Source organism: Roseiarcus sp. (assembly GCF_052145395.1).
Lineage (GTDB): Bacteria > Pseudomonadota > Alphaproteobacteria > Rhizobiales > Beijerinckiaceae > Roseiarcus.
Window position 1 is genome coordinate 1 of the sequence record NZ_JBKQOT010000889.1, and the last position, 12,195, is coordinate 12,195.

A 12,195-nucleotide genomic window follows, 5' to 3' on the forward strand; every position below is an offset into this window, starting at 1 on the left:
CCGCGAACGGCGGATGCGCGGAGAGGCCAACGCCTTCCACCCCGTCCGGCCGCGCACCATCATGTATGCCGCGCTGATCGCGCTGACCGGCGGCATCATGCTGTACGTGCTCGCGACGCGCTCGAACTCGCATCTCAGCGTCCTGCACGTCCGCGCGCCGCTGTTCACAGAGACGGCCGAGGGAGGCGTCCGCAACGGCTACACGCTGCGCTTCTCCAACAAGCTCGCCGATCCGCAGGACTTCACCCTCGAGGTGAGCGGCGTCCCCGGAATCTCGGTCAGCAGCGTGGTCGCGAAGCCCGTTGCCGACGGCCGCCTCGGCGTTCGCCTCGACCCGGATTCGACGCTCGAAGTCCCGGTCTACGTGACGACCGCGCCGGACGTGAACCTCAAGGCTCAGTCGACGCCGATCACCTTCACCGCGGTCGACCCGAAGACGGGCGAGCGCAATGTCGTGGTCGATCATTTCTTCGGGCCGTGATCGGCGGCGGAGCGATTCGGAGGGGTTGCGGGGCGCGGGGGCGGGCGCATACTGGCGCCAACGCATGGAGAAAGACACTCGTGTCTGGACAACTGACGGGACGCCACGTTCTCGCCTGGCTTGGCGGGTTCTTTTTGGTGATGTTCGCCGCCAATGGCGCGCTGATCTATTTCGCCCTGCACACGCTGCACGGCGAAGCGCTGGAAAATTCCTACGACGCCAGCCAGGCGTTCAACGGACTCATCGCCGAAGCGCGGGCCCAGGACGAACGAGGCTGGAAAGCCGACGTGCTGACCCGGGCTGAGGGCGACGGCGAGCGGGTGATGGTCGAGTTCCACGACAGGAACGGCGCGCCGATCTCAGACCTCGCGGTCACGGCGCGCTTCCAGCACCCGTTCGACGCCGCGCAGGACCGCAGCGTCCCGCTCGTCTCCGACGGCGACAATTACGAGGGGGTGGCGAGCCCCATCGGCCACGGACGCTGGACCCTGGTCATCGAGGCGACCCGCGGCGCGGAGCGATTGTTCCGCAGCGAGAACAAGATGACGGTCTCGGACACCGCTACGGACTAGGGCGCCTGCGTTGACGGAATCGCAGGACCTCTCCCATTTCGTGCGCCATCCGGCCGACGGGGTCGCCGCGATGGACCTGGTGGTGAACGGGGTCTATTGCGGGGCCTGCATCGTCGCGATCGAGAAGGGCCTCGGCAAAGAGGCGGGCGTCCGCGGCGCGCGCGTCAATCTGGCGAACAAGCGGGTGACCGTCGAATGGGACGACGGCGCGCTCGAGGCGCCGGTCATCCTCGAACGGCTCGAGGCGCTCGGCTACCCGGCCTTTCCTTTCACCGCCGAAGCGGCCGACAGCGTCGAGGCGCAGGAAGAGAAGCGGCTTTTGCGCTGTCTCGGCGTCGCCGCCTTCGGTGCGATGAACGTCATGCTGCTGTCGGTCTCGCTGTGGGCCGGCGCCGAAAACGACCCCAACGCCGCGACCCGAGACCTGTTCCACTGGCTGTCGGCGCTGGTCGCGCTGCCCTGCGCGGCCTATGCCGGCATGCCGTTCTTCGAAAGCGCGGCGCGGTCGATCCGGGCGGGCGCGCTCAACATGGACGTCCCGATCTCGCTCGGCGTGATCCTGGCTCTCGCCTTGTCGGTGTTGCAGACGGTGACGCATCAGCACGGCTCCTATTACGAGGGCGCCGTGATGCTGCTGATGTTCCTGCTCGCCGGCCGCCTGCTCGATCAGCGCATGCGCCGGCGCACGCGCGACTACGCGATCAACCTGTCGGCGATGCGGGCCGACCGGGCCGTGAAGCTGACGGACGACGGCGAGGCGCGCGAGACGCCGATCGCCGCCGTTCGCCCCGGCGACCTCGTGCTCGCCCGCCCGGGCGAGCGCATCGCCGTCGACGGAACGGTCGAGGACGGACGCTCGGAGGTCGATCAGAGCTTGGTGACCGGAGAGACGGCCCCGGCGCCCGTGTCGCCCGGCGCTCCTGTTTACGCAGGCACGCTCAATCTGACCGGGGCGCTCTGCATTCGCGTGCAGAACGCCGGGACGGGCACTTTCCTGGACGAGGTCAACGGTCTTTTGGTCAATGCGGTCGAGCAGCGCTCGTCCTATGTGCGCCTCGCCGATCGCGCCGCGCGGCTCTACGTTCCGGTCGTGCATGTGACCGCGCTCTTGACCTTTTTCGCCTGGCTCGCGCTCGGCGCCGGCTGGCAGCCTGCGCTGACGATCGCCATCACGGTGCTCATTATCACTTGCCCCTGCGCCCTCGGCCTCGCCGTCCCCGCGGTGCAGGTCGTGGCGGCCGGCGCGCTGTTCCGGCGGGGGCTCATCCTCCATTCCGGCGAAGCGCTGGAGCGCCTCGCCGACTCCGATTCGGTCGTGTTCGACAAGACGGGCACGCTGACGCTGCCCCGCCCGGTTCTCGCCAACGTCGCCGACGTCGCGCCCGCGGATCTCGCGCTCGCCGGCCGGCTGGCGCTGGCGAGCCGGCATCCGCTCGCCAAGGCGATCGTCGAGGCGGCCGGGGCGCAGTCGCCGCTCACGGCCGAAGAGTTCCCGGGCGAGGGCGTCAGCGGTGAGTTTAAGGGCTCGCCGGTGCGGCTCGGCTCGGTCGCATGGGTAGCCGCGGAGCGCGAGGCGGCGCCGGTCGCGGAACGCTGGCCCGACGCTTCGCTGATCGCTCTCGCCCTTCCCGGGCGCGCCGTCGTTTTCGCCATCCGGCAGGCGCTCCGCGCGGACGCGGCGGCGGTCGTCGCGGAGCTGGCGCGCGAGCGGCAGGTGGAGATCCTTTCGGGAGATCGCGAGCCGGCGGTGGCGCTGGCGGCCCGCGAACTCGGCGTGACACGTTATGCGGCCGGCCTGAAGCCCGCGGACAAGATCGCCCGGCTCAAGGCCCTCAAGGAGGCCGGCCGCCGGCCCCTGATGATCGGCGACGGCCTCAACGACGCGCCGGCGCTCGCGGCCGCCTATGTCTCGATCTCGCCGATCTCCGCCGCCCACGTCGCCCAGGCGCAGGCCGACGCGCTTTTCTTAGGCGATTGCCTCGCGCCGGTCGCGGACGCGATGCGGATATCGACGAAGGCGCGCCGGCTGATGGTGCAGAACCTCTGGATTTCGGCGATCTATAATGCGATCGCCGTTCCGCTCGCCGTGCTCGGCTTCGTGACGCCGCTGATCGCCGCGCTCGCGATGTCCGGCTCGTCGGTCGTGGTGACGCTCAACGCGCTGAGAGCCCGCGACCCGAATAGGCCGCGCGCATGAACGTCCTCGTCTATCTCGTGCCGATTGCGCTGGCGCTGGGCCTTTTCGGCCTCGCGGCGTTCCTCTGGGCTCTGAAGAGCGGCCAGTTCGACGACCTCGACGGCGCCGGCGGGCGGGCGATCAGCGACGACGACCTGCCGGAGGACAAGCGGGAATAGGACGGGCGGCGTCCCGCGGCGCTTCAACGCTCCGTCGCTCGCATCGTCTCGCCCCTCTGCCTTCGTGGCGCGCCCACTGGTTAACCTGACGTTTGGTTCCCACGCCGAAGGACCGGTGTCGACGTTGAGCCGACATTGCGGGTCGCGGGCGCGAATGTCGCGAGTGGGCAAGGAACCGGACCTACGGAATCGCCAGCGAGGCGCAATCCTCGCCCTGACGTGAGATTGCCGGCGCCGGCCACGCGCCTGCCGACCCGCACGGTCCCGGATGACTGGTTGCGCGGTGTTCCAGCGCTTGCCCCTCACGCCGAGCACGCCAACCGAAGGCCTATCCGGCCCTGCCAACCCCGATTGTCCGGCGCGATCTGGTCGCGATACGCGGCGCGGCAGATCGCCGGATTGTGCGACCAGGAGCCCCCGCGAAGGATCCTGTCGCCGTCTCCGGATACGTAGGCCGAACCGTCCGAAAGGGCCTGCGAATAGTTGGGAGTCGCCACATCCTGGCAATATTCCCAAACGTCGCCATGCATGTCGTAAAGGCCGAACCGGTTCGGCGGAAACGTCCCCGCCACAGTGGTCGTACCCCGGAAAATGCCAACGGGACCCTGTCCATAAGCGCCGGAATGGTACGTTGCGCCGTCATACTCATCCGAGGCGATGCTGCCGCCGTTGCTGTCTCCGCAGACGGCGCCGCCAACTCCGCAGTAGTTTGCCAGTTGCGGAGTGATCGTTGGACCGAAGCTGAACGGCCCGGTCGAACCTGCCCGGCATGCGTATTCCCACTCCGCCTCGGTCGGAAGGCGGTAGTCGCGGCCTGTGAGCTCGCCAACGCGGCGGCAGAATTCGGCGGCTTCATTCCAGCTTATGGTTTCCACCGGCAGATCCGCGCCCTTGAAGAAGGACGGATCGGGGTCGAGTGTGCGGAGACTCGAAGCCTTTGGGTTGGCGACAACCGCGGCCCACTGCCTTTGCGTGACCAGCGAAGAGCCGATGAAGAACGTCCTGAGCCTCACATGGCGCTGAGGGCCTTCGTTTGCGCGCCGCTCCGGTTCGGATTGGGGCGAACCCATGACGAAACTTCCCTCCGGAATGGACACCATCATCACGCCGACGTCCGAAGAAAGCGGCTCAGTGAAGACCGATGCGGTCCCCTTCTGCATGGCGAGATGGGCGCCCTTCTCGTCGACCGTAGCGAAGTCGAAGGAGATTGCGCGCAAGCTCGGTTTCGACGCCTTTGACGCCCATCGGAGGATTGGGGGCGCGACCACGGCCGAGCCGACGGCGATAGCTCCAGCCGCTGCCGCTCCAACTGCGGTGCGACGGTTCAGCCATCGCGGTCGCCGGATGCGGCCCGCTTCTTCAGACTGTCCGCTTGCCGCGCTCAGTTGCGGAAAGGCGAGCGCGGGCGAGACGGATCCCAATCGTTCGACGAGATCCCGGACGTCGGCATGCCATCGGCTGTGTCTGAGTTCGAACGCGTTACGAAAGGCGAGCTCCTTCAGATCGTCCGGCAGGTTCTCCGCCCGCGGCATAGAAACGTTCTGCAAGAGTATCGGCACTACCGGAATGTCTCGCGTCAGAGCGACCGCGATCTCCTCGCGCACGAAATCCTTTGGATCGTCTAACCTGCGGCGTCCCTCGGCATCCTTGGCGTCGAGCCAACCGGGGCCGATAAGCGCCAGAAATGCGTCACACGACTCGATGCTCTCCAAGAGCGCTATACGGAAGTCTCGTCCGGGACCAATGCTGTCGACATCAATAAAAACAGACCCCCTGCCATAGAAAGTCTGAAGCTCGGCACTCAGGGCTCTTGCTTGTCCCTCCGCCTCCCCGCGCCGAGAACTAATAAAGATGCCAACCATCGTGTGTTCTTCTCATGCGGCAAAGTCCCGAAGCATATCCCAAGCACCGTTCGATACGCTTTTGCACATGAAACTACGCTTCAGTGGCTTCCCTCTCAAGCGTTCCCAGGCTGGGCCGTTCGTCTTCGGAACGCCGCAGGCTGGCCGCGGTCGCCGGGCCGCCGGCCGCGGCAAACCGAACTGATCGACGCGCAGTTTGCGGAGGGAGTGCGCCGGTGTGCCGCCGCCTGGACTCATCCAGCAGGCCGGGCCCATCGCCTCTTGCCGCCCGTCCAGACTCGCCCCCACCGGATCGTGAGCCGACGCCCTCCTCATTGCCCGCTTCGCGCGCGACGAGGAGCAAAGAGCCCGGACTTACTGACCTCGCGATTTCGCGTGATGCGAGGCGCGCAACTTACGCTTTCGCTCGAGCTTGTCTTTGTCTTGCCCGGTCGATTCTGCGGCGTTGGCGGGATTGGTAAACCCGAACAGGCCGCCCAAGCTCCCTCCGCTTGGGCCTGCGCGCTGCGCCGCGCCGCCCATCCCGCCGCCTGCGCCTGATCCCCCAGCCATGCCGCCGGTCGCCCCGCCTCCGTTCCCTCCGTTCATGCCGCCCTGGCCGCCGCTGCACCCGGCGCAATTCATGCCGCCTCCGCCGACTCCTTGTATCGAGCCGCCCGTGCCTCCCGAGTCGCCCATGCCGCCGCCTCGGGCCAGAATGAGAGCCTCGCTCTTTCGAACCGCCTCGGCAGGGACGTCGATCGCGAAGGCAGGCGTCGCGAGCGCCGGCAAGAGGATCAGAAGCGAAATCGCACTCCTCATGAGGTTCCCCGCCAACCGGCTGGCCCAGACCGGCATCCCTTCCACGACCCTCAACCCAGTGATCTACAGGGAAATACCGCGGGGGGATGTGAGGGGCGTCACAGGCTCGCTGGACAGGGAGGACTTGCCCGATGGCTTTCCGAACGCGGGCGGCCGCGTCGACGACGTGCGCCTCTGCCCGAGCGTCGTGAAGCTCGAGACCCACTTCCGTCGGGGCAGGAGGCTGCGGGAATCGGTACCGCCAGCGTCCGCGGATAATACGCGTTCGCATAGCCCACCATGACCTTCTTGCGCACTCCTGCCAGACGGGCGCCAGACGTTGGCTTTGACCCCTAACCCTTGTGGTGGACCTCCTGCAGTCCGAAGACGGGCGTGGGGATTCCCTCCATCCGCGCCTTGAGCTGCAGCCCCAGGAACTGGGAATAGTGCCGCGACTGATGCAGGTTGCCGCCGTGGAACCAGAGCGCTTCCTGCTGCGTCGGCTTCCACATGTTGCGCTGTTCGCCCTCCCAGGGGCCCGGGTCCTTGGGCGTGTCCGAGCCGAGGCCCCATACCTTGCCGACTTTGTCGGCGACTTCCTGGCTGATCAGATCCGCGGCCCAGCCGTTCATGGATCCGTAGCCCGTCGCGTAGACGATGAGATCGGCCGGAAGCTCCGTTCCGTCATCGAGCCTGACGCCCGTCTCAGTGATCTCCGTCACCTGCCCGCGCTTCAGCTTGATCTTTCCGTCGATGACCAATTGGCTCGCGCCGACATCGATGTAGTAGCCCGATCCGCGCCGCAGGTATTTCATGAACAGGCCCGATCCGTCGGGGCCCCAGTCGTGCCAGAAGCCCGCCTTTTCCAGCCCCTCGTAAAAGTCCGCGTCGCGCTCCTTCATCTGCTGGTAGAGCGGGGTCTGGAACTCGTGCAAAATGCGATAGGGGACCGAGGCGAAGATGAGATCGGCGCGATGGTGATCGATGCCGTTCTTCACCGCCTGCTCGGAATAGAGCGCGCCGAGGCCGATATCCATCAGGGTGCTGGAGCGGACGATGTGCGTGGACGAGCGCTGCACCATGGTGACGTCGGCGTCGTTCTCCCAGAGCGCCGCGGCGATGTCGTGGGCGGAATTGTTGGAGCCGATGATGACCGCCTTCTTCCCGGCGTACGCGTCCGGGCCGGGATGTTTCGAGGAGTGGTGCTGATCGCCCCTAAAGCGCTCCATGCCGGGAAACTTGGGAAGGTTCGGCTTGCCCGACATGCCGGTCGCGAGCACGAGCTGCTTCGGCCTGAGCGTGATCGCCTTGCCGTCCCGCTCGACGACGAGGGTCCATTCCTTGGTCTTGTCGTCGTAGGTCGCATGTCTGCAGACCGTTGAGCCCCAGTAGTTGAGCTCCATCACCTTGACATACATCTCGAGCCAGTCGCCGATCTTGTCCTTCGGCGAGAACACCGGCCAGTTCGGCGGGAACGGCAGGTAGGGCATGTGGTCGTACCAGACCGGGTCATGCAGGCAGAGCGACTTGTAACGGTTGCGCCAGCTGTCGCCGGGCCGTGCGTGCTTCTCGACGATGATGGTCGGGACGCCGAGCATTTTGAGCCGCGCGCCGAGCCCGATGCCGCCCTGGCCGCCTCCGACGATGACGACATAGGGCTGTCTCGTGACGCCGAGCGTGCGGGCCTCCTCTTCGCGGTCCTCCTTCCAGCTCGGCCGATGCTTGGCCGCGCCATGCTTGGCGCCGAGGGGCCGGTTGAAACCGAGCGGCTCTTCGTGGCCTTTCAGTTCGACGGCGGTCGTCAGAAGCGTCCAGATCTTCCCGTCCCTGAGGCGCACGAGGCCATAGCCGCGGAAGACGTCGGTTTCGAAAGTGAACCAGCCGGTCGTGACCCCGCCCTCGTCCGTCACGCCCGCAGCCTCGTCAACCTTCCAGCCCGACGGCTTCACCGCCGCAAGCTGCGATTCGAGCATCGCGCGGACAGCGTCCTTGCCCTCCATCGTCTTGATGTTCCACGTGAACGCGACGAGGTCGCGCCAGTAGCTGTCGTCCTGAAACAGTCGAACGGCCCGATCGAGGTCATTGCCGGCGAGCGCGTCTCCGAGATTCGTCAGGACATGGCTGACACGACCTTCTGGCGTCACATCGAGCATAGGCTTCCCTCCCGGTGAACGTCCTGCGACCTGGACCGAACGTCCGGCGCAAGCTGTGCTCATGCGCTACGCTGGCATGCCGTCGCGCGAGGGGCAAGCGTCGAAGAGACAGGGAGTTGCCGGCTCCGCTCGGGACCGCGCCGCGTCCAGCGTGACGTAAGGCAGGCGCGCTAGGTCAGCCGAGGCGAGAGGTGCGGCGAGCCGGTTCGCGCTACCGTCATCGAACAGTCTTTTGAAGTCTCCTTGTTAGAAGTATAATCGAATCAGAACAGTCCCGGCCATGCCTGACGATTTTGCCTTCGTCATCACCTGCGGTTCGTCGTCGCCGAGAATCTCCGTTTTGCCGGCCGACGGCGGCGCCCCCGTCCTATTGGGATTGCGCGAAATGTCTCGGCCTTCGGGACGCCAGCCAAGCGACAAGAATCGACGAGCGACCGCGCCTGGCGGCGATACCCAGGCGACTGGACGAGGCGGGCCCGCCTCAACGGGCGTCGAGCGCATCGGACGGGCATTAGCGACGAGATCGCGGGCCTTCGGCGATGTCGTCGGGGGAAAGGAATCACAGTCATGAACGCCAGTTCGCACCGCCGCATCTTCTACCTTGTGCCGGTGTCGGCCGAGGTCGGGTTGACGTCGCTGGCGCTGGGCCTCGTCCGCGCGCTGCAACTCGCGGGCGGTCGCGTTGGCTTCGTCAAACCGATTTCGCAGCCTGAGCGCGTCGTGGGTGAGCAGGACCTTTCGGCGTCCTTCGCGCGCAAGCTTTGCCACGAGGACACGCCCGACCCGATTCCGTTCGACCAGGCGGCGGAAATGGTGCGGACGGGGCAACTCTCGAACCTGATGGAGGAAGTCGTCGCGCGGGTCGAGGCTGCGGGCGAAAACACCGATCTGCTCGTCGTGGAGGGACTCAATCCCGACGCCGACATGCAGATCGCCACACGCCTGAATATCGGGATGATCACGTCTCTCGCCGCAGACGTCATCCCGGTGCTCGCCGGTCAGGGGCGTGCCGCCAAGACCCTGGTCGCGATGATCGCATCGGCAATCGAGCAATATAGCGACGACGGCCGTCGGCCCGTCGCCGGCGTGCTGATCAACTACTGCGACCCCGAAGCGGCGAAAGACCTCGCCGAGATCGGACGCTCAAAGACCGACGCGGAAACAGGCCCCGTGCCGATTTTGGCTGCGATTCCGAACGTCCCCGGTCTTTCGGCGCCGCGCGTGATCGACGTCGCGAGGCAGCTCGGCTTCGAGATCCTCAATCGGGGAGACATCGAGACCGCCCGGGTGGAAAAGCTGGTCATCGGGGCCAGCTCCTGCGGCAAGCTGCTCGGCCATCTCCGTCCGGGAACCCTGGTGGTCACGTCGTTCGATCGATCCGACACTATCCTCGCGACCGCGCTCATCGCCCAGCGCGGCATGCCGCTTGCCGGATTCGTATTGACTCTGGGCGGACGGCCCATGACGGACGTGAGCGCGATCCTCTCCAAGCCGCCGCTGAACCGTCTGCCGATCCTTCTGACCAGCGACGACACCTACACAACGGCGAGGCGGCTGTCGGGTCTGTCAAAGCATATCAGCGAAGACGATTTGGAGCGGATGGAGCGCGTGATCGCCTTCATGGCCGACAGGATCGACGTGGCCCCTCTCGCCAGACGGATCGACCTGCCGACCGACACGCTCATGCCGCCGCCGGTCTTCCGGCACTACCTCGTCGCGACGGCGCGCGCCGTTCCCCAGCGCATCGTTCTGCCGGAAGGCGACGAGCCGCGCACCGTGAGGGCGGCGGCGATCTGCGCCGAAAAAGGCGTCGCGCGCTGCGTGCTGCTCGGATCGCCCGAGAATATCCAAGCGGTCGCAACCGCTTACGGCGTCGAGCTTCCGCCGGACGTCGAAATCATCGATCCGGAGACGATCCGGCACGCGTACGTGTCGCCCATGGTCGAGATCCGCAAGAACAAGGGCCTGACGCCGCTGCAGGCCGAGATGGGCCTCGAGGACAGGGTCACGCTCGGAACGATGATGCTGGCGGTCGGCGACGTGGACGGTCTCGTTTCGGGCGCTGTCCATACGACGGCGAGCACCGTTCGCCCGGCGCTACAACTGATCAAGACGGCGCCCGGCAGCAGCATCGTCTCGAGCGTCTTCTTCATGCTGATGCCGGACCAGGTGCTCGTCTACGGCGATTGCGCGATCAATCCGGATCCGAGCGCAGCGGAACTCGCCGAAGTCGCGATCCAATCCGCAGAATCGGCGAGGGCTTTCGGCGTCGAGCCGCGCGTCGCCATGATCTCCTATTCGACGGGGGCTTCCGGGTCTGGCGAAGACGTGGACAAGGTCCGCAGGGCCACGGCGCTGGTCAAGGCGCGCCGTCCCGATCTCATCGTGGACGGACCGATCCAGTACGACGCCGCCACCGTCGAAAGCGTCGGCCGGCAGAAGGCGCCCGGGAGCCCGCTGGCGGGCCATGCGAGCGTGTTCGTGTTCCCCGATCTCAACACCGGGAACACGACCTACAAGGCCGTGCAGCGCTCCGCGAACGTCGTCTCGCTTGGCCCGATGCTGCAGGGGCTGCGCAAGCCCGTCAACGATCTGTCGCGCGGCGCCCTGGTCGACGACATCGTCTACACCATCGCGCTGACGGCGATCCAGGCCCAGGCCGGCAAACGCGCCGCGCCGTCGTTCGAGGTCCCGGCGGCGGCGGAATAGGGCCGCGACGACGGCGCCGGGGCGGTATCCCAAGGGCTCGCGACTGAGCTGACCGGCGCTTGGCGATCCATTTCAGATTGAACGTGACCGCCCCAATTTTGCCGGTGAACGGGAACGCGCCTTCGTACGTGTCGGCCGCCGGCATTCCGGTATCGATCCCGACATCGAGCGTCTCGTCGGCCGAGACGGCGAGCGGGACCGTCGCGTCGATGCTTCGGCGACGAGGACATCGTTGGCCTCGAGCTTCGGGTCGCAGCCCTTGCCGATGCCGCCGCTTGTCCGCAACAGACGGCCGGAGTCGACTTAGGGCGACCAGCCATACTGCGACGACGGGAAGCCGCGCTGAGTTTCCAAGTTTGAGGATTCCGCATTTGAAGCTGAGTGGCGCGCGCACCAATTGTTGTGTAGCGTGCTCCGAGCAACATCCGATCCTGCTCTCCGCGCGGGATATCGGGGGTACATACAATTGGGGGGCGATCCGATGACCGAGCAGGACAAGGTGCAGCGGACGGTTCTTCCGATCCCGGATCAACCGCACGTAGGCCTTACGACCTACGACGCGAAAGACCCCGATACGAAATATCCGCCAATCCGACAATTGCGCCCACCTTCGGGCGCGCCGAATGTCCTTATCGTGCTTATCGACGACGTCGGTTACGGCGCCTCTAGCGCCTTCGGCGGTCCGTGCCATACCCCGAATTTCGAAAAGCTTGGCGCCAACGGCCTCCGGTTCACCCGGTTCCACACGACGGCGCTCTGCTCGCCGACCCGTCAGGCGATGCTGACGGGCCGCAACCATCATTCAGTGGGCATGGGCGGCATCACGGAGATTGCGACCTCGGCGCCGGGCTACAACTCGATTCTGCCCAACACCTGCGCCCCGCTCGCGCGCACCCTCAAGCTCAATGGCTATTCGACCGCGCAGTTCGGTAAGTGCCACGAAGTGCCGGTCTGGCAGACAAGCCCGATGGGTCCGTTCGACGCCTGGCCTAGCGGAGGCGGCGGGTTCGAATATTTTTATGGTTTCATTGGCGGCGAAACAAACCAGTACTACCCCGCGCTCTACGAAGGCACCACGCCGATCGAGCCGGAAAAATCCGCCGAACAGGGCTATCACCTGACCGACGACCTGACCACCAAGGCGATCAACTGGATTCGGCATGTCTGGACGGCGCCCCGTCGTCAAGGGTTTGGTTGAGGCTTTGCGAACGCTTCGGGTGCGGTCATGTCTTCGGCCTGTTGGCGCGGGAAACGAATGTCCCGCTGGCCCTGATGCTGGTCCG

9 protein-coding genes are annotated in these 12,195 nt (G+C 66.2%); 6 read left to right on the top strand and 3 right to left on the bottom strand.

Features of this window, described 5'->3' with window-relative positions; translation table 11 throughout:
• The 4 genes from ACLP25_RS30820 to ccoS all read left to right on the top strand — a co-directional run.
• On the top strand, positions 1-481 hold a 481-nt coding region (locus tag ACLP25_RS30820), incomplete at its 5' end, for a FixG Ig-like domain-containing protein (RefSeq protein WP_442472899.1).
• A gap of 80 nt (positions 482-561) precedes the next feature.
• Positions 562-1,053, top strand: a complete 492-nt coding sequence (locus ACLP25_RS30825) for a FixH family protein (RefSeq protein ID WP_442472900.1) — start codon at positions 562-564, stop codon at positions 1,051-1,053.
• A gap of 10 nt (positions 1,054-1,063) precedes the next feature.
• On the top strand, positions 1,064-3,250 hold the full coding sequence (locus ACLP25_RS30830) for a heavy metal translocating P-type ATPase (RefSeq protein WP_442472901.1): 2,187 nt from the start codon (positions 1,064-1,066) through the stop codon (positions 3,248-3,250).
• Positions 3,247-3,408, top strand: a complete 162-nt coding sequence (gene ccoS, locus ACLP25_RS30835; protein WP_442472902.1) for a cbb3-type cytochrome oxidase assembly protein CcoS — start codon at positions 3,247-3,249, stop codon at positions 3,406-3,408. The genes ACLP25_RS30830 and ccoS overlap by 4 nt, the downstream gene beginning before the upstream one ends.
• A 302-nt stretch (positions 3,409-3,710) precedes the next feature.
• Here ccoS and ACLP25_RS30840 read toward each other — a convergent pair whose 3' ends face one another.
• The 3 genes from ACLP25_RS30840 to ACLP25_RS30850 all read right to left on the bottom strand — a co-directional run bounded on the left by ACLP25_RS30840 (position 3,711) and on the right by ACLP25_RS30850 (position 8,203).
• A complete protein-coding gene (locus ACLP25_RS30840) occupies positions 3,711-5,270 on the bottom strand; it encodes an SUMF1/EgtB/PvdO family nonheme iron enzyme (RefSeq protein WP_442472903.1) in 1,560 nt (519 codons plus the stop codon).
• A gap of 354 nt (positions 5,271-5,624) precedes the next feature.
• Positions 5,625-6,071 (bottom strand): hypothetical protein, encoded by a 447-nt coding sequence (locus tag ACLP25_RS30845; RefSeq protein WP_442472904.1) that lies wholly within the window; start codon positions 6,069-6,071, stop codon positions 5,625-5,627.
• A 332-nt stretch (positions 6,072-6,403) separates the two neighbouring features.
• The gene (locus ACLP25_RS30850; RefSeq protein ID WP_442472905.1) at positions 6,404-8,203 is read right to left on the bottom strand and encodes an NAD(P)/FAD-dependent oxidoreductase; all 1,800 of its coding nucleotides are present in this window, start codon (positions 8,201-8,203) and stop codon (positions 6,404-6,406) included.
• Between the two features lie 567 nt (positions 8,204-8,770).
• On the opposite strand from ACLP25_RS30850, the gene pta reads away from it, so the two are divergent.
• Together pta and ACLP25_RS30860 are read left to right on the top strand one after the other, a co-directional pair.
• The gene (gene pta, locus ACLP25_RS30855; RefSeq protein WP_442472906.1) at positions 8,771-10,912 is read left to right on the top strand and encodes a phosphate acetyltransferase; all 2,142 of its coding nucleotides are present in this window, start codon (positions 8,771-8,773) and stop codon (positions 10,910-10,912) included.
• Between the two features lie 481 nt (positions 10,913-11,393).
• Positions 11,394-12,110, top strand: coding sequence for a sulfatase-like hydrolase/transferase (locus tag ACLP25_RS30860; protein WP_442472907.1), 717 nt, complete (start codon positions 11,394-11,396; stop codon positions 12,108-12,110).
• Positions 12,111-12,195: the final 85 nt, after the last annotated feature.

Excerpts from the sequence above, each read along its gene's own strand:
- pta (WP_442472906.1), top strand. The coding sequence starts at position 8,771 with ATGAACGCCAGTTCGCACCGCCGCATCTTCTACCTTGTGCCGGTGTCG.
- ccoS (WP_442472902.1), top strand. The coding sequence starts at position 3,247 with ATGAACGTCCTCGTCTATCTCGTGCCGATTGCGCTGGCGCTGGGCCTT.
- ACLP25_RS30850 (WP_442472905.1), bottom strand. The coding sequence starts at position 8,203 with ATGCTCGATGTGACGCCAGAAGGTCGTGTCAGCCATGTCCTGACGAAT.
- ACLP25_RS30860 (WP_442472907.1), top strand. The coding sequence starts at position 11,394 with ATGACCGAGCAGGACAAGGTGCAGCGGACGGTTCTTCCGATCCCGGAT.
- ACLP25_RS30840 (WP_442472903.1), bottom strand. The coding sequence starts at position 5,270 with ATGGTTGGCATCTTTATTAGTTCTCGGCGCGGGGAGGCGGAGGGACAA.
- ACLP25_RS30845 (WP_442472904.1), bottom strand. The coding sequence starts at position 6,071 with ATGAGGAGTGCGATTTCGCTTCTGATCCTCTTGCCGGCGCTCGCGACG.